The 22,889-nt window shown below is 72.5% G+C and carries 22 protein-coding genes; 9 read left to right on the top strand and 13 right to left on the bottom strand.

Features of this window, described 5'->3' with window-relative positions; genetic code table 11:
- Positions 1-69: 69 nt before the first annotated feature.
- On the bottom strand, positions 70-1,947 hold the full coding sequence (locus tag ACGH52_RS16835; RefSeq protein ID WP_121702793.1) for an MFS transporter: 1,878 nt from the start codon (positions 1,945-1,947) through the stop codon (positions 70-72).
- A 203-nt stretch (positions 1,948-2,150) separates the two neighbouring features.
- Positions 2,151-4,937 carry a D-alanyl-D-alanine carboxypeptidase gene (locus ACGH52_RS16830; RefSeq protein WP_399940268.1) on the bottom strand — a complete coding sequence of 929 codons (2,787 nt, stop codon included), beginning with the start codon at positions 4,935-4,937 and terminating at the stop codon, positions 2,151-2,153.
- Between the two features lie 189 nt (positions 4,938-5,126).
- Between ACGH52_RS16830 and ACGH52_RS16825 the strand changes: the two genes are divergently transcribed.
- From ACGH52_RS16825 to ACGH52_RS16815, 3 genes are all read left to right on the top strand, one after another.
- Positions 5,127-5,885 (top strand): GPP34 family phosphoprotein, encoded by a 759-nt coding sequence (locus tag ACGH52_RS16825; protein ID WP_059301329.1) that lies wholly within the window; start codon positions 5,127-5,129, stop codon positions 5,883-5,885.
- A 320-nt stretch (positions 5,886-6,205) separates the two neighbouring features.
- Entirely contained in the window at positions 6,206-7,063 is an 858-nt protein-coding gene (locus tag ACGH52_RS16820; protein WP_059301327.1) for a helix-turn-helix transcriptional regulator, read from the top strand.
- Positions 7,064-7,260: 197 nt separating this feature from the next.
- Entirely contained in the window at positions 7,261-7,452 is a 192-nt protein-coding gene (locus tag ACGH52_RS16815) for a DUF397 domain-containing protein (RefSeq protein ID WP_059301326.1), read from the top strand.
- A gap of 93 nt (positions 7,453-7,545) precedes the next feature.
- On the opposite strand, the gene ACGH52_RS16810 is transcribed toward ACGH52_RS16815, so the two are convergent.
- The 3 genes from ACGH52_RS16810 to ACGH52_RS16800 form a co-directional block, all read right to left on the bottom strand.
- Positions 7,546-8,421 carry a MerR family transcriptional regulator gene (locus tag ACGH52_RS16810; protein WP_399940264.1) on the bottom strand — a complete coding sequence of 292 codons (876 nt, stop codon included), beginning with the start codon at positions 8,419-8,421 and terminating at the stop codon, positions 7,546-7,548.
- A gap of 73 nt (positions 8,422-8,494) precedes the next feature.
- Positions 8,495-9,016: a glutathione peroxidase gene (locus ACGH52_RS16805; RefSeq protein WP_059301323.1), complete on the bottom strand. Its 522-nt coding sequence runs from the start codon at positions 9,014-9,016 to the stop codon at positions 8,495-8,497.
- 10 nt (positions 9,017-9,026) lie between these two features.
- A complete protein-coding gene (locus ACGH52_RS16800) occupies positions 9,027-10,010 on the bottom strand; it encodes an ArsR/SmtB family transcription factor (protein ID WP_399946776.1) in 984 nt (327 codons plus the stop codon).
- A gap of 78 nt (positions 10,011-10,088) precedes the next feature.
- Here ACGH52_RS16800 and ACGH52_RS16795 point away from each other — a divergent pair, with 78 nt between their 5' ends.
- The gene (locus tag ACGH52_RS16795; RefSeq protein WP_399940261.1) at positions 10,089-11,306 is read left to right on the top strand and encodes an MFS transporter; all 1,218 of its coding nucleotides are present in this window, start codon (positions 10,089-10,091) and stop codon (positions 11,304-11,306) included.
- 173 nt (positions 11,307-11,479) lie between these two features.
- Complete coding sequence (locus ACGH52_RS16790) at positions 11,480-12,580, top strand: PP2C family protein-serine/threonine phosphatase (RefSeq protein ID WP_399940258.1); 1,101 nt, start codon at positions 11,480-11,482, stop codon at positions 12,578-12,580.
- A gap of 6 nt (positions 12,581-12,586) precedes the next feature.
- Here ACGH52_RS16790 and ACGH52_RS16785 read toward each other — a convergent pair whose 3' ends face one another.
- From ACGH52_RS16785 to ACGH52_RS16775, 3 genes are read right to left on the bottom strand one after another with little or no spacing between them, the layout of a single operon-like run.
- Positions 12,587-13,270 (bottom strand): DUF5701 family protein, encoded by a 684-nt coding sequence (locus tag ACGH52_RS16785; protein WP_076974842.1) that lies wholly within the window; start codon positions 13,268-13,270, stop codon positions 12,587-12,589.
- Positions 13,271-13,326: 56 nt separating this feature from the next.
- On the bottom strand, positions 13,327-14,022 hold the full coding sequence (locus ACGH52_RS16780) for a CatB-related O-acetyltransferase (protein WP_399940255.1): 696 nt from the start codon (positions 14,020-14,022) through the stop codon (positions 13,327-13,329).
- Positions 14,019-14,918, bottom strand: coding sequence for a virginiamycin B lyase (locus ACGH52_RS16775; protein WP_399940252.1), 900 nt, complete (start codon positions 14,916-14,918; stop codon positions 14,019-14,021). Before ACGH52_RS16775 ends, ACGH52_RS16780 begins: the two co-directional genes overlap by 4 nt.
- A gap of 68 nt (positions 14,919-14,986) precedes the next feature.
- Here ACGH52_RS16775 and ACGH52_RS16770 point away from each other — a divergent pair, with 68 nt between their 5' ends.
- On the top strand, positions 14,987-15,634 hold the full coding sequence (locus ACGH52_RS16770) for a TetR/AcrR family transcriptional regulator (protein WP_076974839.1): 648 nt from the start codon (positions 14,987-14,989) through the stop codon (positions 15,632-15,634).
- Between the two features lie 32 nt (positions 15,635-15,666).
- Here ACGH52_RS16770 and ACGH52_RS16765 read toward each other — a convergent pair whose 3' ends face one another.
- From ACGH52_RS16765 to ACGH52_RS16755, 3 genes are all read right to left on the bottom strand, one after another.
- Positions 15,667-16,809 carry an RNA polymerase sigma factor gene (locus tag ACGH52_RS16765; protein WP_399940249.1) on the bottom strand — a complete coding sequence of 381 codons (1,143 nt, stop codon included), beginning with the start codon at positions 16,807-16,809 and terminating at the stop codon, positions 15,667-15,669.
- A 7-nt stretch (positions 16,810-16,816) separates the two neighbouring features.
- Entirely contained in the window at positions 16,817-17,224 is a 408-nt protein-coding gene (locus ACGH52_RS16760; RefSeq protein WP_059301304.1) for a YciI family protein, read from the bottom strand.
- 119 nt (positions 17,225-17,343) lie between these two features.
- Complete coding sequence (locus ACGH52_RS16755; protein ID WP_399940245.1) at positions 17,344-17,964, bottom strand: TetR/AcrR family transcriptional regulator; 621 nt, start codon at positions 17,962-17,964, stop codon at positions 17,344-17,346.
- A 152-nt stretch (positions 17,965-18,116) separates the two neighbouring features.
- Between ACGH52_RS16755 and ACGH52_RS16750 the strand changes: the two genes are divergently transcribed.
- The 3 genes from ACGH52_RS16750 to ACGH52_RS16740 all read left to right on the top strand — a co-directional run bounded on the left by ACGH52_RS16750 (position 18,117) and on the right by ACGH52_RS16740 (position 20,922).
- A complete protein-coding gene (locus ACGH52_RS16750) occupies positions 18,117-18,683 on the top strand; it encodes a hypothetical protein (RefSeq protein ID WP_076974836.1) in 567 nt (188 codons plus the stop codon).
- Positions 18,684-18,754: 71 nt separating this feature from the next.
- Complete coding sequence (locus tag ACGH52_RS16745) at positions 18,755-20,419, top strand: oxidoreductase (protein WP_399940241.1); 1,665 nt, start codon at positions 18,755-18,757, stop codon at positions 20,417-20,419.
- A 284-nt stretch (positions 20,420-20,703) separates the two neighbouring features.
- The gene (locus ACGH52_RS16740; protein WP_399940239.1) at positions 20,704-20,922 is read left to right on the top strand and encodes a hypothetical protein; all 219 of its coding nucleotides are present in this window, start codon (positions 20,704-20,706) and stop codon (positions 20,920-20,922) included.
- A 45-nt stretch (positions 20,923-20,967) separates the two neighbouring features.
- Here the strand turns inward: ACGH52_RS16740 and ACGH52_RS16735 are convergent, their stop codons facing one another.
- Positions 20,968-21,534 (bottom strand): Uma2 family endonuclease, encoded by a 567-nt coding sequence (locus ACGH52_RS16735; RefSeq protein ID WP_399940236.1) that lies wholly within the window; start codon positions 21,532-21,534, stop codon positions 20,968-20,970.
- 214 nt (positions 21,535-21,748) lie between these two features.
- Positions 21,749-22,846: a Gfo/Idh/MocA family protein gene (locus ACGH52_RS16730; RefSeq protein WP_399940233.1), complete on the bottom strand. Its 1,098-nt coding sequence runs from the start codon at positions 22,844-22,846 to the stop codon at positions 21,749-21,751.
- Between the last annotated feature and the right edge of the window lie 43 nt (positions 22,847-22,889).

Genomic DNA, 22,889 nt, shown 5'->3' with positions numbered 1-22,889 from the left:
TCGACTTGCTGACCTGTGTTCACCTACATGAACATCAGCGGAGGCGGCCCGAGAGGGCCGCCCGGTCCGCTACTTCAGCTCGTCCGGGCACGGCGTGCCCCGCTTCAGCCCGTACGGCGAGGCCAGCCGGTACGTGCCCGCCTCGGGCGCGACGAGCGTCGTCCACACGTCGCCGTCGGCGGTCTCCTCGGTCTCCGTCAGACAGCCGTTGACGTTGTCGTACGTCTTCGGCGTGCCCTCCGGGGCGTTCTTGGAGGACTCCGTCTCCTGGGGCGGCTCGAGCTTGTCGCCCTCCTCGTCGACGAGGCTCAGCCACGGCGAGTACGGCATCCGGATCAGGACGCGGCCGGGCTCCTTCACATCGATGGTCCACTCGTCCTGCTCGGCACTCTGGACGACGGCGCTGGGCTCGGCCAGCGGCGTCGGGTCGAGGACCTGGAACAGCTGCCAGTTGGCGTCGCCCCAGATCTGCTTCAGGTACGGCAGGCCCCGCTGCAGCAGCTCCCGCTCGCGCTTGCCGCCGTCGCCGTCCGGTTCGTCCTTGGGCAGCACCACGTAGTGCACCGCCCAGCGCTTCAGCCACTCGTGGTAGTTCGCCGAGTTGAGCGTGTCGTCGTAGAAGAGCGGGTTGCGCTCCATGTCCGCCTGGCGGGTCCAGCCGCGCGCCAGGTTCACGTACGGCGCGAGCGCCGAGGCCTCCCGGTGGGAGCGCGCTGGGACGGCCTCCACCCGGCCCTGCTCCGCGCCGACCTCCTGCAACTCGTTGACGAGCGGCGCCAGCTCGCGCGCCCAGGAGGCGGCGGGCGTGGTGTGGACGATGTCGTCGGCCGACTTGAAGCCGATCCAGCCCACGAAGCCGACGATCGACACCACCAGCGCGTACCACTTGCGCGACTTCGGCACGGTGAACGGCAGCGCCGCCACCAGCGCCACCCCGGCGAAGAGCATCGGCAGGCGCGTGATGTTGGAGCCGATCTGCGAGCTGATCAGCCAGACCAGCAGCACGGACAGACCGTAGACCGCCGACGTGATCCGCACCGTCTTCCAGGTGCTCGGCACGAACCAGTAGACCAGGCCCGCGTACACGATCGGCAGCACCGCCGAACCGAACCCCATCGGCTGCGTGCCGGAGAAGGGGAACAGCACCGCCGACAGCGCGACGACCACGCTCGGCGCCACGCCCAGCGCCCAGGCACCCGGGCGGCGCTTCTGCAGGAACAGGGCGACCGCCACCAGGCCCACGAACAGGCCCGAGACCGGCGAGGACATGGTCGACAGCGCGGCCAGCGGCGCCGCGCACAGCCCCTTGGCCCAGCGCTCGTGCCGCCAGCGGTACGGCCAGCAGAACACGGCGGCGACCGCGCCCAGACCGAACATCATGCCGAGCCCGAACGTCACCCGCCCCGACGCCGCGTTGCCCAGCAGCGCGAACAGGCCCGCCAGCGACGCCCACAGCGGATTGCGGACCACCCGGCTGCGGATCAGGATCATCGTCAGCAGCCCGGCCGACACCGTCCCCGCGATCATCATCGTGGTGCGCACGCCGAGGACCGACATCAGGTACGGCGAGATCACGCTGTACGACACCGGATGCATGCCGCCGTACCAGGCGAGGTTGTACGCCGAGTCGGGGTGCCGGCCGACGAACTCCGCCCACGCGTCCTGCGCCGCCAGGTCGCCGCCACTGTTCGCGAACGTGAAGAACCACGCTATGTGGAGCACCCCGGCCAGGGCGGTCACGGACAGCACCGGATGGCGCAGCATGCGCTCGCGCAGGGCATGGAAGGCGGCGTTCACCGCCGAGGGCGCTTTCGGCTCGGCGGGCGGCCGCTGCCCGGCAGCCCGCGGTTCACCGTCGTCCTTGCGGGGCGCGGGTACACGTGGTCGCGGGCCGGCTCCCGAACCCGGATCGGCGTCGTCGGCGCGTGTCGGCTCCGCAGTGGCCACCTGAAGGCACTCCCCGTGTCCCGTCTTCTCCTTTGGGCCGTGTCCCGTTCCCGCGACCGGCGACTGCCCCGTTCGGCGACGCTAGCACGCGGCCCCGCACCGTTGCCTCCTGCCTTTCGGCACCCTGGAGGACGCGAACGCCCCCGCGGCCGGGGGTGGCCGCGGGGGCGCGGGGCGTCGCTGCGGCCCGTCCGGGCCGTCCGTCAGCCCAGGCGGGTCAGCTTGTCCGACAGACCGGGCTCGACGAGGTCGTCGCGCAGGGCCACCGGCACCTTGACCGCGCCGCTGGTGCCGCCGTCGCCGACGGCGAGCGTGCCGACCTTGGTCCCGGCCTTCGCCGTGTGCGGCACCTCGTCCGCCGTGAACGTCAGCTTCACGGTCAGTCCGGCCCAGCCGACGGCCTTGACGTCCTGCGTCGCGACGACCGGCGTACGGCCGCCGAGGCCGTCGTCGACGTATCCGACGACGCTGCCCTTCTTCAGGATCGTCGACGACTTCAGGGTGTCCTGCGCGGCCCGGATCAGCTTGTCGCTGGAGTCCAGCGCGGCACCGAGGATGGTGTTGTCCGCGCCGCCCGCGGGCTGGCGCACCACGGCACCCACGATGGTGCGGGTCTCGCCGCCGACCTCCTTCTTCGCCGCGAAGACGAGGTTGCCGAGGGCGGAGGTGGTGGTGCCGGTCTTGATGCCGACGACGTCGTTGTGGCCGACCAGGTGGTTCCAGTTGGAGTGGTTGACACCCTTGTAGTCGTCGTACGACATCATCGCGGCGACCTCGCGGAACGCGGGCTCCTTCATCGCCTCCTTGGCCAGCTTCACCTGGTCCACGGCCGTGCTCACCGTCGTGTTGTTCAGCCCCGACGGGTCGGTGTACGTCGAGTTGGTCATGCCGAGGTCCTTCGCAGCGGCGTTCATCTTCGCCACGAACGCCTTCTCGGACCCCGCGTCCCAGCGGGCGAGCAGCCGCGCCACGTTGTTCGCGGACGCGATCAGGATGCTCTCCAGGGCCTCCCGCTGGGAGATCGAGTCGCCCTCGAACACGTTGACCGTCGACTCCTGACCGGCCTGCGACTGCTCCTCCGCCGCCTGGTCGATCTTGATCTTCGGGCCCTCGGCGCCGCTCTTGAGCGGGTGGTCGCGCAGGATGACGTACGCGGTCATGACCTTGGCCACGCTCGCGATCGGCACCGGCTTCTGGTCACCGGACGAGCCGAAGGAGCCGATGCCCTGCACGTCGAGCGCGGCCTGCCCGCTGGACGGCCAGGGGATCTCCGGCTTGCCGCCGTCGAAGGTGAAGCTGTCCTGCGCCGTGAGGTCGAGGGTGGGCGCGGGCAGCGGGCGCATCGACTGCACGACACCGAAGACGATCAGCAGCAGGATGACCAGCGGCGTCCAGATCTTGACCCGGCGCACCGTGGTGCGCAGCGGCGTCTCAGGCGGCGGCGGGGTGTTCGTCAGCTCCGCCAGCAGGTCCAGCGGCGGCTTGGGCGGCAACGGCTGCTGGGTGGTCCGGTCGGGCCCGACGTGCGGTACGGCGGTGGTGGTGCCGGTACGGGGCGCCTGCGACGCCTTGGGGGCGTCGCCGGGGGGCGTCTGGGCCGGCGGAGCCTCGGGGCCGCGCGGGGGCTTGCGGGTCGCCGGGTCGTCCGGGTTCCGCAGCGCCACGAACTTGCTGGTCCGCTCGGCGTCGCCCGGCCCGGCCTTGTCGGCCTCCCCGGCCTTCTTGGACGCGGCGGCGGCATCGCCCAGCTTCAGCATGGTCGTCGGCTGGTCCACGGCGGGCCGCGGCGCCTTGAACACGGCGGTGGGCTGATCGACCGGCGACTCGCCGCCACCACCGTCGTCGCCCCGCGCGGTCCCCGCCTCCGGGGCCGAGCCCGGCTTCGAGCCAGAGCCCGACTCCGAGCCCGCGTCCGCACCGGAGCTGGGCTTAGCCTTCGCTTCCGGGGTCGGGGTCGGGGCCGGGTTCGCGTCCGTGCCGGAGCCCGGTTTCGCGCCCGCGCCCGGGGTCGTGTCCGGCTTCGAGGCGGGGCCCGACTCCGGGCCCGCGTCCGCACCGGAGCCGGGCTTCGGCTTCGTTTCCGGGGCCGGGGCCACGCCCGTGCTCGTGCCGGAGGCCGGCTTCGCTTCCGCGTCCGGGGTCGTGTCCGGGCTGGAGGCAGGGTCCGCGGCGGAGTCCCGCTTCGGGTCCGCGCTCGCGCCGGAGTCCGGCTTCGGGGTCAGGTCCGATTCCGGGACGGAATCCGTGGTCGGCGCCGCGTCGGTGTCGGGGGCTGCGTCGGCGTCCGAGTCCGTGTCGGAGTCGGACGCCGGGGCCGAGCCCGAGCCCTCGCTCGATGCCGCGCCGGAGTCCTCGTCCGGGTCCGACGCGGAGTCGACGCCCGTGTCCGAACCGGAGGCCGCGTCCGTGGCGCCGTCCGAGTCCTTGGCCGAGTCCGTGTCGGAGTCGGAGTCGGCGGCGGTCCCGGGCTTCTCGGCGGTCTGCCGGGCGGCCTCGTCCTCCTCGGAGTCGGCGCCCGCGGCGGCCCGCTCGTCGCCGTCCCGGGACGTGTCCTCCGTGTCCCGCACGTCATCGAGCCGCGCGTTGGCGGCGGCGCGCTCGTCCGCGGTGGCCACCCAGGCCGCGACGGCGTCCCGCAGCCGACCGTCGTTGCCGACGGCGGGCTCCGCCCGGTCGCCCTCGGACGCGTCCGACGACGCGTCGGCCGCCTCGGGCGTCCCGGCGCCGTCGTCACCGCCGGAGGCCCCCGCCTCCGTCTCGCGGACCGACAGCACGCGGGTCGCCGTGTCGACGCCCCCGCGGGACCCGGCACCGGACCCCGCGGAGCGCTCCGCGTCCTCCCGTGCCACCGTCAGCCGCGGATCGCTCCGCTCGCTCGCCTCGGTCCTGGCTTCGGGAACCGGACCCGCGCTCCCCGACGTCGGTTCTTCCGACGACTCGCGCTGCTTCGAACTGTCGGGGGACTCGCCCGCCACCGATGCCTCCTCCATGCGCCGCACATCCTGTGCGCGCTACCGAACCCGTACCGAAACCATTTACCAGTGTCCTGTGTACGGGTGGAACCCACGCGGAAGACGAGAACGACATACCTACTGGTTCCACTACGAAGCGGTCACGCACCCTCGACAGACCAATGTGAGAGGGGTCACCCTGTCTGTCATCCACGCGGGGAGGCATGGATGGGCAGGAGCCGCAGAACACTTCCGGAGGAGCTTCTGCTGCTGGCGTTGGACCCGACCACGGGTACCACCGCACAGCCGCAGTCGCTCGACCTCGGTCTGGCCGGAGCACAGCTGGTGGAGCTGGCGCTGGCCGGACGGATAGCCCCAGACGGGGATCGTATCGCCGTGGTGGCCCCACGGCCGACAGGAGATCCAACACTCGACTGCGCGTTGGAGTTGCTGCGAAGGCGTGGCGCTCCAGTACGGGCGGTCAACTGGATTGGCGGGCCCCGCCTGGGGCTGCGTCAGACCTACCTCTCGCATCTGGAGCGATGCGGCATGGTGCATGCCGTGGAGGGCCAGATGTGCGGGGTGCTGCCGACGACTCGCTACCAGGCGACGGACACGGCGATCAGCAGGGAGATCAAGGCCCGGCTGGACTCGGCGATCCGCACCGGCGTCCCGCCGGACCCGCGGACCGCGGCGCTCGCCGCGCTGGCCCACGCGGTCGGACTCGGCAAGCACCTCTACCCGGGCAACGAAGGACGCTCGTCGCGGTCCCGGCTGCGGGACCTCATCAGGCATGACCCCATGGGCGGTCTGGTGGCGCACGCGGTGATGGACGTCCAGAACGGCGCTGTGGCACAGCCACGCCGCAGTCCGGCCCCGGCAGGCCGCCAGGCCCCGGGACCGGGGGCCAGGCCGGCCCCGGAACCCGCCCGCGGTGTTCCGGCGCAACCGCGCCACGGATCCATGGCGCGAGCGGTGGCCCACTAGCCCGAACCACGCACCGCAGCACCGCAGCACCGCAGCACGGCCGCACCACAGCACCGCCGCACCGCCAGTCCCCAAGCCCGGTCACGGGAGCCGCAGGTCCGCGCGGGGCGGCGGAACCGACCGCGGGTCCGGTCCACCCGGACCCGCGGAAAGGTTCCGCCACCCCGCGCGGCCGCATGCGGGGGTGGCCTTCCGAACTGGCGTGTACGCGGCGCATATCGACCGTTTCCCAGCGGTAGAAAGCACCTTGGTGGCAGTCTGCTCAGCAGCAGATACACAAAGTGGCAAGTATGAGTCACGCAGCCGGAGGTGCACGTCCCGTGGCGTCGAGTGTCAATCCCACCGTAAGGCGGCGTCGGCTGGGCCAGGAGCTGCGCCGGCTCCGTGAGCTCAAGGGCATGACGGCCGAGGAGGTCGCCGAGCGGCTCCTGGTCTCGCAGTCGAAGATCAGCCGCCTGGAGAACGGCCGGCGCAGCATCAGCCAGCGTGACGTCCGCGACCTGTGCGGGGTGTACGAGGTCGAGGACCAGCGGATCGTCGACTCGCTGATGCAGATGGCGAAGGATTCGCGCCAGCAGGGCTGGTGGCACGCCTTCGGGGACATCCCGTACAGCGTCTACATCGGCCTGGAGACCGACGCGGAGTCGCTGCGGACCTACGAACCCCAGATCATCACCGGCCTGTTGCAGACCCGGCCCTACGCCGAGGCCCTCATCCAGGGCGCGTTGCCCGAGACGTCCGTCGCGGACGTGGAGAAACGGGTGCAGGTCCGCATACGGCGGCAGGAGCGCATCTCCGCCGGCCACAACCCGCTGCGGCTGTGGGTGGTCCTCGACGAGGCGTGCCTGCACCGGGTGGTGGGCGGCAGGCAGGTGATGCGGGAGCAGCTGGAGCACGTCGCCGAGATGTCGCAGCTGCCGCACATCACCGTGCAGGTGCTGCCCTTCGACGTCGGCGCGCACCCCGGCATCAACGGCCAGTACTCCATCCTGGAGTTCGCCGACACGGCCGACTCCAGCGTGGTGTACATCGAGGGCGTGACCAGCGACCTGTACCTGGAGAAGGCGCCGGACGTGCAGAAGTACACGGTGATGTACGAGCACCTGCGGGCCCAGGCCCTGAACGTGGAGCAGTCGCGGCAGCGCATCGAGGACGTGGCGAAGGAGTACGCGCGCTGAGCCGCTGAGGCCCGGGAAACCGGGCGAACGCGGATGTTACACCCCGGCCTTGGTGTACTGGAAGACTCACCTGGAATATGCCATCCGGACGAGTGAATGGCTGCTCCGTACGGGAAGGCCAGCGAGTAGCGTCGATCACGCCAAAGATCACACGTCATTGGCGTAAACCACACCCGCGACTCGCCATCGGAGCAGACATGGCAATTCTTCAGGGCGCCCAGGAATCGTGGACCAAGTCCTCCTACTCCGGAGGGAACGGCGCGTGCGTCGAGGTCCGGTCACCGGTCGTTGCGGCGCTCGCCGTCCGCGACTCCAAGGTGACCGGCGGCCCGGTCCTCGCGTTCCCCGCCGACGCGTGGACCGCCTTCGTGACGTCGGTCAAGGAGTAACGCCACCACGCACCACCCGCCGGAAACACCGACGGAGCCCTCTCGACCAGTTCGCCGACCTTGCCGAGAGGGCGCCCGCCGGCCCGGCTCAGCTCAGCTCACCGGGAACGCCACGTCGCACACCGGGTCCTCGGGGCCCGCGGCATCCCAGTCGGCGAAGTACACCTCGCGACACGGCCCCGCCACCGTCAGTCCCCGCGCGGCGATCCACTCCTCCACCGCCCCGTAGGCGGCCATGATCTGCGGGTACGCCACCTGGGCCTTGGTGATCCGGGTGTAGGCCAGCCGCCCGGCGGGCTCCACCCGCACCCGCGTCTGCCGGGCCCGCCCCCGCTCCTCGCTCCACGCCCGCGCCACCGCCTCGTCGCCGACCGGCACGCAGGACTCGGCCGGGCCGTCGCTCTCCATCGACACGTCCGAGTGATAGACGACGTACGGCGCCGCCGTCACACCCCCGCAGCCCCGGGCCGCCTCCTCCAGGCGGCCCAGCGAGGCACCGATCCACGCGGGCAGCTCATTCGCCAGCGTGTGCCGCGTCTCGCTGATCACCACCTGCTCGGGCACGTCCACCGTCTCGACCACGAACTCTCCGTACATCTCGGAGTCCCTTCCCGACAGTCGTCCACGGAGGTACGCGACGAGCGTGCGCTGCCCGGCCACCCGGGCCTCCACGTCCGCCCAGTAGACGTCGAGCAGACCGGCCGCCCGGTCGCCGTCCGCGCCGACCACCTCGGCGATCCGCGCGAGCGGCATGTCCAACCGGCGCAACAGGGCCACGAGCCGGGCGCGTTCGGCCTGCCCGGCGCGGTAGTAGCGGTAGCCGGTGGCCTCGTCCACGTGGGCGGGCGCCAGCAGGCCCAGCCGGTCGTACAGCCTGAGGGCCTTGGCCGACAGCCGGGCCCGGGCGGCGAACGCGCCGATGGTCAGCAACTCGTCGTCGCCCACGCCGCCGCCCACGTAGTCGTCCACGCCGTCATCCTCCGTCGCCGGGCGGCCGTTCCGCCCGGCGACGGAGACGCTCGGCCTTCCCCCAGGGGCAAGGTCAACCGGCGAGGCGCTCCTCGACGGCCGCCACGACCTCGGCCGCCTCCGGCTCGGTCTGCGGCGAGAAGCGGGCGGCTACCTTGCCGTCCCGCCCGATCAGGAACTTCTCGAAGTTCCAGCGGATGTCCCCGCTGTGGCCCTCGGCGTCCGCGAAGCCGGTCAGCCGCTCGTACAGCGGGTGCCGGCCCGCCCCGTTGACCTCGACCTTCTCGGTCATCGGGAAGGTGACCCCGTACGTCGCCGAGCAGAACTCGGCGATCTCGTCGGCGCTGCCCGGCTCCTGGCCCATGAACTGGTTGCAGGGCACGCCCAGCACGGTGAACCCCCGCTCCGCATACCGCTCGTGCAGTCGCTCCAGGCCGGAGTACTGCGGGGTCAGCCCGCACTTGGAGGCCACGTTGACCACCAGCACGACCTGTCCGGCGTACTGGGAGAGATCCGCGGCCCCGCCCTGGAGGGCGCCGATCTCGACGTCGAGGGGGAGGCTGTCGTCGTTCCGCGTGTTCGGTGAGGTCGTCATGCACCGGATGCTAGTCCGGCACCCCGCCCGTCCCGCCGCCCGCCTCGACGAGCACATCCCCGGCCGGTGTCCGCGAGTACAGCACCGAGCGGCCCGCGCGCCGCCGCTCCACCAGGCCCGCGTCGAGCAGCACCCGCAGATGCCGTCCGACCGACCCGAGGCCCTGCCCGGTCACGCCGACCAGCTGGCTGGTGCTCATGGGGGCGCCGAGCAGCGTCAGGACGCCCGCGCGGGCCGGGCCGAGCAGCGCGCCGAGGGCGGCGGGCACGCGCCGGGCACCGTCGTCCGCGAGGGCGCCCGCGCACGGGTAGACCACCGCGTACCGCTCGGGCTCCTGCCACGCCACCCAGCCGTGCCGCTGCGGAGTGATCGGGACGAGGAGCAGCTCCGCCCCGGACAGCTCGCGCGGCGGGTACGGGTTCAGGTTGATCTGGAGCCGGTTGTCGCCCAGCCAGCGGGTGCCGGGCCGCAGGGCGTCCAGCACCGTCGCCCAGCCGCCCCGGCTCACCTGCGCGGTCCGCGCGACGACGTCCGCCTCCAGGACCCGGCGGCGCCGCTCCCAGTCCGGCCGCACCGCCTCGGCCCAGACCTCCTCGAGCAGCGCGGCGGCCCGCTCCGGCAGGTCGTCGCGGTCCAGCGCGGCGGGCAGCGTGCCCCCCAGGGAGACCACCAGGTCGGCGCGCGCCACCTCGGGACGGGTCGCCCGGATCCGCGCGACGCCCTCCGCGAAACTCTGGCCCTCGGTGGGGGCGGGCGTGAGGAAACCGGCGTTCCACTCCCGGCCCAGGCCCGAGGCCACCAGCAGCGCGGTCACCGGGTCGGCCGCCATACGGCGCAGATGGGCGGGCCGGTGGGTGGCCAGCCAGGCCCGCTCACCGGGATGCCCGGCCACTCCCGCGTGCAGCATCTTCAGACAGGCGAGGGTCTCGTCGAGCGGCGAGACGACGAAACGGCTGCGCGCGAGGGTGTCGGCGTTGATCTCCCACCAGCCCATACGCTCCTCGCCCTCCTCACCTTTCGCCTCCACGCGAAACATTAACGACCGCGCTCGGCGCCGCCCCAGACTCCCCGCATGCCGGACACGCCCCGCAAGACCTACGCGGACCTCTTCCGCACCCCCGAGTTCAGCCCCCTCTTCCTCTCCTCCTCCGCCAACATCGCCGCCCAGACGGTCAGCGGCCTCGCGCTCGGCACTCTGGTGTTCCGGGCGACGAACTCGCCGCTGCTGTCCGCGGTCAGCATGTTCGGCCCGGCGCTCGCCCAGGTGCTGGGCGCCACGCTCTTCCTCTCCGGCGCCGACCGGCTGCCGCCGCGCGCCACCCTGGCGGGCCTCTCGCTCTCCTTCGCCGCCGCCACCGCGGCCCTCGCGCTGCCCGGCCTGCCGGTGTGGACGATGCTCGTCATCGTCCTCGTCGAGGGGCTGATCGCCTCGCTCGGCGGCGGGGTCCGCTGGGGTCTGCTGACCGAGATCCTCGCCAAGGACGGCTACCTGACGGGGCGTTCGCTCTTCAACATGATGAGCGGCCTCATGCAGATCGCCGGATACGCGACCGGCGGCGTCCTGGTGACCCTGTTGTCGCCGCGCCTGTGCCTGCTGCTCGCGGCCGCCCTGTACGGCACGTCGGCCGCCCTCGCCCTCCGCCTGACCCGCCGCCCGCCCCGGGTCTCCGGCCGCCCCTCGGTCGCGGCCACCTGGCGGGCCAACGCCCTGCTCTGGTCGGCCCGTCCACGCCGCCACGTGTACCTGGCCCTGTGGATCCCCAACGGACTCGTCGTCGGCTGCGAGTCGCTGTTCGTCTCCTACGACCCGCGCGCCGCGGGCACGCTGTTCGCCTGCGGCGCGCTGGGCATGCTCGCCGGGGACGTGACGATCGGGCGGCTGCTGCCGCCCCGGCTGCGCCCGCGCCTCGGCATCCCGCTCCTGGCGCTGCTGGCGGCCCCGTACCTGGTCCTCTTCCTTCGCCCGCCGCTGCCGTTGACGGCCGTACTGGTCGCCGTGGCCTCGGTGGGCTTCGGCGCGAGTCTGGTGCAGCAGGAGCGCCTGGTCTCCCTGACCCCCGACGAACTCTCCGGGCACGCCCTCGGACTGCACTCCGCGGGGATGCTCACCCTGCAGGGCGTCGCCGCGATCCTGGCCGGCACGGTGGCCCAGTTCACCTCACCGGCGACGGCCATGTCGGTGATGGCGCTCGCCTCCCTCACGGTGACGCTCACGCTGACGGTGGCGAGCCGGCGGGACGCGCCCGACGGCGGGCTGCTGCCGACGCGGGCGGCGGTGCGGTCGGCGTGAGGCGCCGGTCCGTGTGAGGTGTCGGTCCGGCGGGCTCGACTCGGCCTCGATTGGGTCAAGGCCCGCCCCGGGAACGCCTGTGCGCACCGCCCCATGCCTAGGGTGTGAGGCTGGGGAGGGCGCCTGAGGACAGGGAGAGGGCGGCTCTTGAGCGCTGCGACACCGGAGTAGTCATGACCGTCAAGAAGCCGCCGTCCGGTTCCGCGGCCTTGCTGTCCTGGATGCCCCTCGCCGCCATGGCCGTGGTCGCCGTCGTGGACCTCACGATGGGCCCCGGGGTGGGCCTGCTGCCGCTGGTGTCGCTGGGCCCGGCCTTCGCCGGACTGGTCGGCGGCTGGCGGCGCACCGCGGTGATCGGACTGGCCGCGCTGCTGCTCTGCGTCGGCCTCGGCCTGTACAACGGGCTCTTCGACCGCCCCCGCGGCTACACGGCCATGCTGTCGGTGGCCGGCGTGACCGGCGTCGGCATCGCGGCGGCCGTGATGCGCTCGCGCCGCGAGGCGGAGCTGGCCAGCGTCCGTTCGATCGCGGAGGTGGCCCAGCGGGTCCTGCTGCGCCCGGTGCCGCTGACCGCGGGTCCGCTGCACGCGGCCGTCTCGTACACCTCGGCGGTCGCCGAGGCCCGGATCGGCGGCGACCTGTACGAGGTGGTCGCCTCGCCGTACGGCGTCCGCGTGATCGTGGGCGACGTGCAGGGCAAGGGCCTGGCCGCGGTGGAGACCGCGGCCCGGGTCCTCGGCGCCTTCCGGGAGGCGGCGTACGACGAGCAGGACCTGGTCGAACTCGGCGAACGGCTCGAACGCAGCGTCGCCCGGGAGCTGGAGGAGGAGAAGTTCGTGACGGCGATCCTCGCCGAGATCGGCTACGACCACCAGGTCGTCCTCCTGAACTACGGCCACCCGGCGCCGCTGCTCGTCCACGGCGACGGCACCGCCGACTTCCCGGAGCCGCCCGCGTACGCCCTCCCGCTGGGCCTGGCCGCGCAGGGCGGCCCCGGCCCCGAGCCCTTCCCGGTGCCCTTCCGCCCCGGCGACCAACTGCTCCTGTACACCGACGGCGTCACGGAGGCCCGGGACGAGCGGGGCGGCTTCTACCCGCTCGCCGAGCGCGCCCACCTCCTGAAGGACCCCGATGTCCACCGCGCCCTGGAGGCCCTGCGCGAGGACCTGGTACGGCACGCGGCGGGACCCCACCACGACGACGCGGCGATGCTGCTGCTGCGCTACCAGGGCGGGGACGGCGACGCCCCGAGCGCTCCGAACGCCCCGGCGTGACGGCGCTCAGGCGTGGCGCTCGCCCGCCGACGCCATGCCGAGCCAGGTGTGCGGGTTGCCCTCCCAGCACCAGCCGAGCTTCGGGGCGCGCTTGCTGATCCAGACCGCCGGGACGCGGCGGTCGCCGCACCGTGAACCGCCCAGCGAGAAACACTTGTTCTTCACCAGGACCTCCGGGACGTGGGTCAGCACGGCGACGCCCTCCTCGACGGTGAGCGGCGTGCGGCCCCGCTCCGCGACGGTGGCCAGCGCGTCGCCCGGCACAACCCCGCAGAACTCCTCCCCGCGCTCGACGTCGAACACCAGGTGGACGCCGTCCGGTCCGGGCGGCCGGGTCGGCTCGGTGGCGACGAACCGTTCCAGGGAACCCGGTTCGAAACTGCGGTCGACGAACCCGGGCAGCCGGCCGCCGTGCAGCGTGGTCAGCGGCATGGTCCGTTCGATCGGGGCGAGTTCGCGTCCGACGACCAGGACGAAGGGGATCCGGCCGGTGACGGCGGGCTCCTGTCCCGCGTATGCCGCGGAGTCCGTGCGGGCCACGGCCGCCGCCCGCAGCGGCGCCACCAGTTCGGCGAACCGCTCCGGGGTGCTCCCGGACAGCGCCGGGTAGCCCAGCGCGACCAGGGTGGCCACCTGCCGGTCGAACTCGGCGGCGGCGTCGAAGGCGGGGGAGTGCGTCGAGTCGGTCAAGCGGGTGCTTCCTTCCGTACGGTTGCGCGCGCGGGCTTCCTTGCGGCCTTCGGCGGTCAGGGGCGCTCCTCGGCCGCGACGGCCTCGATCTCGGCCGGGGTGCCCGACATGATGGTGCGCACATGGCGGGTGACCAGCTCGACCGGCCAGTCCCACCACGCGGCCCGTTGCAGCCGCGCGACGTCCTCGGCGTCGTACCGGCTGCGGATCGGCCGGGCCGGACTGCCGCCGACCACGGTGTACGGCGGCACGTCGGCGGTGACGAGTGACCCGGCGGCGATGATCGCGCCGTTCCCGATGCGCACGCCGGGCATGACGGTGGCGCCGTAGCCGAACCACACGTTGTTGCCGACGACGGTGTCGCCGCGGCTGGGCATCCCGGTGACCAGGTCGAGCGTGGCCTCGCCCCAGGCGCCGCCGAACATGGTGAACGGGAACGTCGACACGCCCATGGTGGGGTGCTCGGCCCCGGCCATCAGGAACCGGGTGCCGGTGGCGAGCGCGCAGTACTTGCCGATGATCAGCCGCTCCGGGCCGTAGGCGTAGAGCACGTTGCGGGTCTCGAAGGCGGTGGCGTCGTCGGGATCGTCGTAGTAGGTGAAGTCGCCCACCTGGATGCGCTCGTCCGTGACGAGCGGCTTGAGGAGGACGACGCGCGGATGCTGCGCGAGCGGGTGCAGCACACCGGGGTCGGGGACGGCGTCCGGATCGGGTGTGGGATCGGGTGTGGGACCGGTCGTGGGATTGGTCAAGACGGGACCTCGATTCTGGCCAGGGAACCGCTTTCAAGGGCGCACCACAGGGCGCCGCCGTGCGCGGTGATGCCGTGCGGTTCGCTGTCGGCCCGGGAGAGCGCGTACGAGGTGATGCGGCCGTCGACGGTGATCCGGCCGACCCGGCCACTGCCCCACTCGGTGAACCACAGTGCCCCGTCGGGCCCCGCCGTCACCGCGTGCGGCCTGGCCCCGGGGTCGGAGAGCGGGTACTCGGTGATGTCTCCGGCCACGGTGATCCGGCCGATCCGCCCGGCCCCGATCTCGGTGAACCACAGGTCGCCGTCGGGTCCCGCGGCGATGCCCACCGGCGCGGCGCCCTCCGTCGGCAGCGGGTACGCGGTGCCGTGGCCGTCGGTGGTCAGCCGTCCGACGGCGTTGCCCTGGTTGAGGGTGCACCACAGGGCGCCGTCCGGCCCGGTCGTGAGGGCGGACGGGAAGGCGCCGGGCGCCGCGAACTCGGTGACGTCTCCGTCCACCGTGACGCGGCCGACGCGGTCGACCGCGGAGAGCGTGAACCACATGGCCCCGTCCGGCCCGGCCGTGATCCCGAACGGTCCGCCCTCGGGGGTGAGGGGCGCGAAGGAGGAGTAGTCGCCGTCCGGAGTGATCCGGCCGATGCGGTGCGTCCGGTACTCGGTGAACCACAGGGCTCCGTCGGGTCCCGGCGCGATCACGGTCGGCCCGTCGCCGACGGGATGGACGGTGACCCGCCCGTCGTCCGGGTCCCTGCGGGCGACGGCGCCCCGGTGGACGAGGGTGAACCACAGGGCGCCGTCCGGCCCCTCGGCGAGTGCGTAGGGGCCGGCGTCCGCGTCGCTCACGGGGAACTCGCGTACGGAGTCGGGGTCGTACCTCTCGTTTAATTCGTTCATCGGGAGTAACTTTACGGAGGGAGTATCCTGACTGTCAACATAAAAATAGTACCGAGGTAAGATTTTCCATGGACTCTGACGGCACACCGGTGCTGGGCCTGCGCGAGGCCAAGAAGCGCGAGACGCGGCAGCTGATCTCCGACCACGCCACCAGGCTCTTCATCGAGCGCGGCTTCGAGCCCACGACGATCGCCGAGATCGCCGACGCCGCACGAGTCGCCAAGAAGACGGTGACGAACTACTTCCCGCGCAAGGAGGACCTGGCCCTGGACCACCAGGACGAGTTCGTCGCCGCCCTGGCCACCACCGTGACGGCGCGCGGGACCGACGAGACCCCCCTGACGGCCCTGCGCCGTGCCTTCCTGGCGGCCGTGGCGGCCCAGGACCCGGTCGCGGGTTTCGCCGGCCACGCCTTCACCCGCATGATCGCCGACAGCCCCACCCTCACCGCGTGCCTGCGCGGCCTCCACGACCGGCGGGAGGAGGCGCTGGCCGCGGCCCTGGCCGACACGACGGGCACCCCGCCCGAGGACATCACCCCGCGCACGGCCGCGGCCCTGCTGGGCGGCGTCCACCGCGTCCTGTTCACCCGCATCCAGGAACTGACCCTGGCGGGGCGCACCAACCCGGAGGTCGCCGAGGTGCTGGCACGCGAGGCACCCCGGGCCTTCGACCTGCTGACCCCGGCCCTCGCGGAGTACGGGCGCCGGGCGTAGGAGTGCCGTACGCGCCGTGCGGGTCGAGGCCGTTACCGGTGCCGGGAGTTGAGGCGGGCGGCCTGACGCGTGAGGTGGTCGCGTTCGGCGAGGTCGGGCGCCTTGTGGGCCGCCTCGGCGTACAGCCGTGCCGCCGTGTCCAGGTCGCCGTCGCGCTCATGCAGGTACGCGGCCACCGCGGTGTACCGGGGCAGCGCGTCGTCCAGCGCGGCGAGCGCCGCCAGCCCGGCGCGCGGTCCGTCGGCCTCCCCGACGGCGACCGCGCGGTTGAGCCGGACGACGGGGTTGTCGGTCAGGCGCGCGAGTTCGTCGTACCACTCCACGATCTGCACCCAGTCGGTCTCCCCGGCGGTGGGCGCGTCGGCGTGCAGGGCGGCGATGGCGGCCTGCGCCTGGAACTCACCCAGCCGGTCCCGGGCGAGCGCCGCCTGCAGGATCCGTACCCCCTCGGCGATGGACGCGGTGTCCCACCGGCCGCGGTCCTGCTCGGCGAGCGGCACCAGACTCCCGTCGGGCGCGGTCCGGGCCGCCCGCCGCGCATGGTGCAGCAGCATCAGCGCCAGCAGCCCCGCCACCTCCGGGTGGTCGACCGCGGCCGCGAGCTGCCGGGTGAGCCGGATGGCCTCGGCGGCGAGGTCGACGTCACCGGAGTAGCCCTCGTTGAAGACGAGATAGAGGACGCGCAGCACGGTGGCGACATCGCCGGGCCGGTCGAACCGGACCCCGGAGACGGTGCGCTTGGCCCGGCTGATCCGCTGCGCCATGGTCGCCTCGGGCACCAGGTAGGCCCGGGCGATCTGCCGGGTGGTCAGCCCGCCGACCGCGCGCAGGGTGAGCGCGACGGCCGAGGACGGCGTCAGCGAGGGGTGCGCGCACAGGAAGTAGAGCTGGAGCGTGTCGTCCACGTCGGACGCGGGACCGGGCGACGGTTCCTCCTCCACGCGGTCCTCGCGCCGACGGCGGGCGGTGTCGGCGCGGGTCGCGTCGAGGAACCGCCGCCAGGCCACGGTGACCAGCCACCCCTTCGGGTCCCGCGGCGGATCGTCCGGCCAGCCGCGGACCGCCTCCACCAGCGCGTCCTGGACCGCGTCCTCGGCCGCCGCGAAGTCGGCTCCGCGGCGGACGAGGACGGTCAGCACGCCGGGCGTGAGGCTCCTGATCAGGGCCTCGTCCATCGGCGGGTCACTCCGTGACGGTCGAGTGCGCGCCCATGAACGGACGCAGCTCCAGCCACTCGTGGATCGGCTTCCCGCCCGCGCCCGGGGCGGCGGACAGCTCCCCGGCCAGCTCGACGGCGCGCTCGTAGCTGTCGACGTCGATCACCATCCACCCGGCGATGAGGTCCTTGGTCTCGGCGAACGGCCCGTCGGTGACCGGCGGCCTGCCCTCACCGTCGTACCGGACCCACGCCCCCTCGGGGGCGAGCGCCTGCCCGTCGACGAACTCACCCGTCTTCTCGAGCCGGTCCGCGAAATCCTGCATGTACTGCATGTGGGCGGAGATCTCCTCCGGCGTCCACTGGTCCATCGGCACGCCGTTGACCGACTCCGGGGCGCCTCGGTAGTGCTTGAGCAGCAGGTACTTGGCCATGATGCGTCTCCTAGGTGCTGATGCGGGCCATTGTGGCCTGTTCACCCCTGGGACGGAGCGGGACGCGCGTTCTCGACACGGCGGGACGGCCGGACGGAACTTTTTTCTGAGACTCCTTCTCAGCCTGCTTCCGGGACGGGGGCCGAGACCTCCCTCAGCACCCCTTCCACGCCGTGCAGGAAGGTCTCCGACACCAGCTCCGGATCGAAGAGGCACCCGGCGGCCATCGCACCGTCCCGGAGCATGACGAGGTGCCGCCCGGCGGCGTCGGCGGTTACGTCACTGTCGCTGTCGTTGTCGCCGACCCGCGCCAGCAGCTCCGTGACGGTGTCCAGGAACCACTGCCGGTGGGCCAGCACCGCCCGGTGCACCGGGTGGGCGGGGTCCGGGTACTCGGCCACGGCGTTGAGGAAGGCGCAGCCGCGGAAACCGGGGGACCGGATCCCCTCGACGATGGACCGGGCGACGGCCCGGACCTGCCCGGCGGCCGACGGAGTACTCCCCACGGCCGCGGCCACCTGACCCCGGATCCCCCGGTCGGCCTGGTCGAGGTAGGCGAGGACGAGGTCCTCCTTGCCAGCGAAGTGCCGGTAGAGCGTGGCCCGGGTGACCTGCGCCTCGGCGGTGATCCGGTCGATGCCGACGGAGTGGATCCCCTCGGCGTAGAAGATCTTCGTGGCCGTGCCGAGCAGGCGGGCGCGCGCTGCGGAGGTGGGGCGGGCTTCTGCGCTCGGGCTCATGTGACCACCGTATCAAGGTGGGGAGGTAGAACGTTCGGTCTTGACAGTGGGGCGGGGAGGCCGTTGACTGCACGACGAGACCGAACGTTCTACCTCATCGCACGCCTCACCTCGTACGTCTCACCTCGTGTACCTCACCGAAAGGCACTCCCGTGGACACCGCCGCCGTCGTCGCACCGCCCGCCAGCCTCCCCGTCACCCTCAGGAAGCTGTACTTCCTCCGCTTCGCGTTCGCCGCCGTATGGGCCGCCCTGCTCTTCGCCACCGCCGACTCGCTGGGCCCGCTGAGCACGACACTGCTGCTGGTCTACCCGCTGTTCGACGTGGCGGCGGCGGTCGTCGACGTCCGGTCGGCGAAGGCGAACGGCGGCCCGGTCACACCCCTGTACGCGAACATCGCGATCAGCTCCCTGACGGTCCTCGCCCTCGCCCTCGCCGCGACCTCGGGCATCCCGGCCGTCCTGCGCGTCTGGGGCGCGTGGGCCGTCACCGCGGGAATCGTCCAGCTCGTCGCGGGCGCCGTCCGCCGCCACCTGGGCGGGCAGTGGCCGATGATCGTCAGCGGCGCCATCTCGACGCTGGCCGGCCTCTCGTTCGTCACGCAGGCGGGCGCCGACGACCCGTCGCTGGGCAGCCTCGCGGGCTACGCCTTCCTCGGCGGCGTCTTCTTCCTGGTCTCCGCCCTCCGCCTGACCCGCGGGGCGCGTCGCCCGGCCTGAGGGGAGAGGCGGACGGAACGGAGGAATACGGGGTTGTCCGGCACGCGGCCGCACCAGGAAGATCGTCACTCGTGCGCATCGACGAACTCAACGCCCATGAACGCCGGTTGCGGGACGCCTTCCCGCAAGGCCACCGCGTCGACGTGTCCAGTCCCCCTGCGCCACCGGACCCGGCGTCTCCGGCGTCTCCGTCGCCCCTCCCGGACCCGGTGATCCGGGCCGACGCCATCGCGGCACTGCTGCTGGGCGCCCACGCCGAGCCCACCCCCGGCGACCGCCCCGCGCTGCGCCTGACAGGCGCGCACATCACGGGCCGCCTGGACCTCGGCTTCACCGACGTCGCGGCACCGATCCACCTGACGGACTGCCGCTTCGACGAAGCACCGCTGCTGCGGGGCGCCCGGACCCGCCAGTTGGTCATGCGGGACTGCGCCCTGCCCGGCCTGGTCGCCGACACGGCGCAGATCGACGGACGCCTGGTCGTCTCCGGCTGCCACCTGACGGGCCCCTTGGTCCTCAACCGCACGCAGATCAACGGAGAACTGGACCTGCGCGACACGAGAATCGGCGTCCCCGGGGCCGGGACGGAGGCCGGTACCGGTACTTGTACTGGTGCGGGGGCCGAGGCCATATCGGCCATCCACGCCCAAGTGGCCGGCGACGCACTGTGCACGAACCTGGCAGTCGAGGGCACATTTCGACTCTCCGGCGCGTCCATAGAGGGCGAGTTCGACCTGGAAGGCGCCTCACTCCGGGCCCCCGGCGCGAACGCCCTGGACGCCTACCACGTCCGTATCGCCGAGGACTTCACCTTCCACCCCGGCTTCACCGCCGAAGGCCGGATCATCCTGACCGGCGCCACCGTCGCGGCGGCCATCGGCTTCTGCGGGGCCCGGCTGAGCAACCCGGGAGACATCGCCCTGGAGGCGGTGGACGTCACGGTCGCCCGCAACTTCGACCTGGGCCTCGGGCTCAGGGTCGACGGCGCGGTAAAACTCGACGGCACGCACGTCGGCACGGAACTGAGCCTCCGCGACGCCGAACTGACCCACAAGGACGGCACCGCCCTGTCCCTACGGGCGACCCAGGCCCGCGAAACGGACCTCCGCACCCGCCGGCCGATCGACGGAGCGGTGGACGCACGCAACGCCCGACTGGGCACGCTGTACGACGCCCAGGACACCTGGCCCGCCGACCTCCGCCTGGCCGACGCGACGTACGAGACCCTCGCGTTCCCGCTCCCCGCCACGGAACGCGTCCACTGGATCCGCCGCACGACCGGCGCCTACCTCCCCCAGCCGTACGAGCAACTGGCCTCGACCTACCGGCGTCTCGGCCACGAGGACGAAGCCCGCACGGTCCTGCTGGCCAAGCAGCGCCACCGCCGTTCCACCCTCCCCCCGCACACCCGCCTGTGGGGCCACGTCCAGGACGCCGCCGTGGGCTACGGCTACCGCCCCCTCCGCGCCGGCCTGTGGCTCCTCGCCCTACTCGCCTGCGGCGCCCTCTACTTCACCCTCCACACCCCCGCCCCCCTGGACCCCGGCAAGGCCCCGCCCTTCAACGCCGTCTTCTACACCCTCGACCTCCTCGTCCCGATCATCACCTTCGGCCAGGACAACGCCTTCGCCCCACGCGACACCGGCCAGTGGCTGTCCTACGCCCTGATCGCAGCGGGCTGGATCCTGGCCACGACGGTCACAGCGGGCATCTCCCGCGCGGTGACCCGCCAGTGACCGAGCACCGGTGCGGCTGCCTCAGGGGGAGGCGGATACCTGCCATGTCCTGGAAACGCCTCCCCCCGCGCCCGCCCGGTGGGGCAGGATGAATCTGCTCCCATCGACGGGGGATGGGGCGCCGCGCATGCCTGCCGTGGACTCGCCATCCTGGTGCGTGCGATCACCGGTGTCCCATGAATGACGGCCAGGCCTGTATGGCCGTAAAACGCGTGGGTGTCGGGCCGGAGCCCGAAGCTCCGTGACCAGGAAGGAACCCTGCGCATGGCGAGCGCAATCGACCCGTGAGGGCGGGGCCACTGCTCGGCCTGGTATCAGGAGGTCTCCTGGTACCCGTCACAGTGGCCTATCCATGGATCGGCGTGATCGCGGTCCTCGTCCCACTCGCCCTCCTGTGCTGCGTGGTCCTGCCCGGCGTGTGGTCAGCGAGCCCCGCCCGCCGCCGCGACGCCCGCGTCATGGCCGAGCTGCTGCTCGGCTCTCCCCGGCGGCGACGGCAGTGACCGGCCGACACCGGCGCCGCGCGCCTCCGAGCCGTACGGATCGGGTCAGACCTGCCCGAGATCGACCTGCACCGGGAACGGGGCCACCACCTTGAGGACGCCGGTGAACACGTCTCCGTCCCGATAGCGCTTCGTCGCGGGGTCGAGAACGTAGGTGTACACGAGAGGAACGCCTGTCGCGGCCTGCTCGATCCTCCAGTAGAAGCCGATGCCTGCCTTGGCGTACTGGTCGACCTTCACGATCCGGTCGGTGGTCTCCGAACCTGGCGACACCACCTCCGCGACCAGCAGCACGTGCTCAGGGCGGGTGGGGGTGATGTCGATGGTGTCCGCCCGGTACACGACGACGTCCGGCCGGCGATTGGTGAGCGGGACGTCCTGAAGCCGGACGTCGAAGTCGGTGTCGGCATTCCACTCAGGGCCCGCGGCGGCATCCAGGACGTTCGCCACAATCCGGGCCAGCCGGTTGTGCCGCTTGGACGCACTCGGGCTAACGACGACCATCCCGTCCACGATCTCGATACCGGCGCACTGCTCCTCGGACCAGGACTCGTACTCCTCCGCCGTGATCTGCTCATGCATCCACGCCGGGGCAACCATCTCGGCCGTCATGAAGCACCTCCCGGACAGTGTGGTGCGGGCCCGATCCCGCTGGATTCAGCGTACTGTCTGCCGTCCGCCCGGCACGCCCGTCCCGCTCGCGCAGCCCCCGCTGACACCGTAAGCGGTAGGGAGGCCGATGCGGGACCGCTGAGGCTGCTGGCGGTGACTGGTGCGACGGCCGGTCGGAGACGCCGGCGTGCCTTCCCGTCCGGTGTCGTTGATGTCAGCTGCGGACGTCAGGATCTGCCCGGCCCGTGGTTCCTTGCGGGCCGGTCGTCATCACGGGTACCGGGACCGGGCGGGAGCCGTTGGCCAGTGACTCCGCGCCGGCCACGCCGACCAGTGACGCGGCCACGGCGGGCCGTACCGGTACCAGCGGTGGCTCTCCGTGCTCCATCGTGGCCCGGAAGGCGCGCAGTACTCGTACGGTGCCCTCGGCCCCGCGTGCCACGGATTCCCCGGCGAGGGTGAAGGGCGGAGGGGTGCGTTCCTCCTCGCGGGCGTGGCCCTCCGGCGTCGCCCAGCCCTCCGTTCTGACACGGACGGCCCAGGACCGTTCGCCGGCGGCCCGGACGGACTCGGCCAGCGCCTTGGTGCCGCGTACGGAGATCCAGCTCCAGTGGCTGTCGGGCTCGCCCTGGAGGAACCCGTGCCGGGTGAGGGCCAGCGCCCCGGTGGACAGCCGCACCGCCATGACGACCGCGGCGCGTGGGTCCGCCTTGTCCGCCGGGAACGCCGACACCTCCACCGGCCAGGCGTCCGTGAGGGCCAGTACCGGTGAGAGGGTATGCGTGCAGTACGCCGTGGGGGCGATGCGCCCGCGCCAGTGCGCCGGATCGCCGATCAGGCCCGCGACATCGGCCGGGGACATGCCGTGCAGGTAGTCCGCTTCGATCATGCTGATCCGGCCCAGTTCCCCGGCATCGATCGCCTGCCGGATGAGGCGGACGTGCGGGTGGGCCACGTAGTTCTCGGCGAAGGAGTAGGTCGCGGTCGACCTGTCCGACGCCGCGATGAGCCGCTCCCCTTCCGTGGCGTCCACGCATGCCGCCGACTCGGACAGCACGTGCACCCCACGGTCCAGGAACGCCATGGCCAACGGCGCGTGCTCGTCGAAGTCGTTGGCCAGGACGACCCCGTCGAGACGGTGCTCCAGCAGTTCCTGCCACCGTTCCACCAGCACCACGCCGGGCAACTGCGCCCGCGCCACGGCACGACGTTCGGGGTCGCGGTCACATGCCGCCACTACCTCCATGCCCACCTTGCGGCACCAGTCCGCCAGGTGGAGCCCCATCCTGAGCCCCACCACTCCTACCCGCATACAGACATCCTCTTCCGAACCACCGCTTCCTCACAGCTGATTT

Origin of the sequence: Streptomyces sp. BBFR25 (genome assembly GCF_044590125.1) — a bacterium.
Classification (GTDB): domain Bacteria; phylum Actinomycetota; class Actinomycetes; order Streptomycetales; family Streptomycetaceae; genus Streptomyces; species Streptomyces canus_D.
This window is presented reverse-complemented; position numbering and strand designations above follow the sequence as displayed.

What these genes read in the sequence shown, in the direction of transcription:
- ACGH52_RS16830 (WP_399940268.1), bottom strand. Translation starts at nt 4,937, where the DNA reads ATGGAGGAGGCATCGGTGGCGGGCGAGTCCCCCGACAGTTCGAAGCAG.
- ACGH52_RS16825 (WP_059301329.1), top strand. Translation starts at nt 5,127, where the DNA reads ATGGGCAGGAGCCGCAGAACACTTCCGGAGGAGCTTCTGCTGCTGGCG.
- ACGH52_RS16815 (WP_059301326.1), top strand. Translation starts at nt 7,261, where the DNA reads ATGGCAATTCTTCAGGGCGCCCAGGAATCGTGGACCAAGTCCTCCTAC.
- ACGH52_RS16805 (WP_059301323.1), bottom strand. Translation starts at nt 9,016, where the DNA reads ATGACGACCTCACCGAACACGCGGAACGACGACAGCCTCCCCCTCGAC.
- ACGH52_RS16800 (WP_399946776.1), bottom strand. Translation starts at nt 10,010, where the DNA reads ATGGGCTGGTGGGAGATCAACGCCGACACCCTCGCGCGCAGCCGTTTC.
- ACGH52_RS16795 (WP_399940261.1), top strand. Translation starts at nt 10,089, where the DNA reads ATGCCGGACACGCCCCGCAAGACCTACGCGGACCTCTTCCGCACCCCC.
- ACGH52_RS16790 (WP_399940258.1), top strand. Translation starts at nt 11,480, where the DNA reads ATGACCGTCAAGAAGCCGCCGTCCGGTTCCGCGGCCTTGCTGTCCTGG.
- ACGH52_RS16775 (WP_399940252.1), bottom strand. Translation starts at nt 14,918, where the DNA reads ATGAACGAATTAAACGAGAGGTACGACCCCGACTCCGTACGCGAGTTC.
- ACGH52_RS16770 (WP_076974839.1), top strand. Translation starts at nt 14,987, where the DNA reads ATGGACTCTGACGGCACACCGGTGCTGGGCCTGCGCGAGGCCAAGAAG.
- ACGH52_RS16765 (WP_399940249.1), bottom strand. Translation starts at nt 16,809, where the DNA reads ATGGACGAGGCCCTGATCAGGAGCCTCACGCCCGGCGTGCTGACCGTC.
- ACGH52_RS16760 (WP_059301304.1), bottom strand. Translation starts at nt 17,224, where the DNA reads ATGGCCAAGTACCTGCTGCTCAAGCACTACCGAGGCGCCCCGGAGTCG.
- ACGH52_RS16755 (WP_399940245.1), bottom strand. Translation starts at nt 17,964, where the DNA reads ATGAGCCCGAGCGCAGAAGCCCGCCCCACCTCCGCAGCGCGCGCCCGC.
- ACGH52_RS16735 (WP_399940236.1), bottom strand. Translation starts at nt 21,534, where the DNA reads ATGACGGCCGAGATGGTTGCCCCGGCGTGGATGCATGAGCAGATCACG.
- ACGH52_RS16730 (WP_399940233.1), bottom strand. Translation starts at nt 22,846, where the DNA reads ATGCGGGTAGGAGTGGTGGGGCTCAGGATGGGGCTCCACCTGGCGGAC.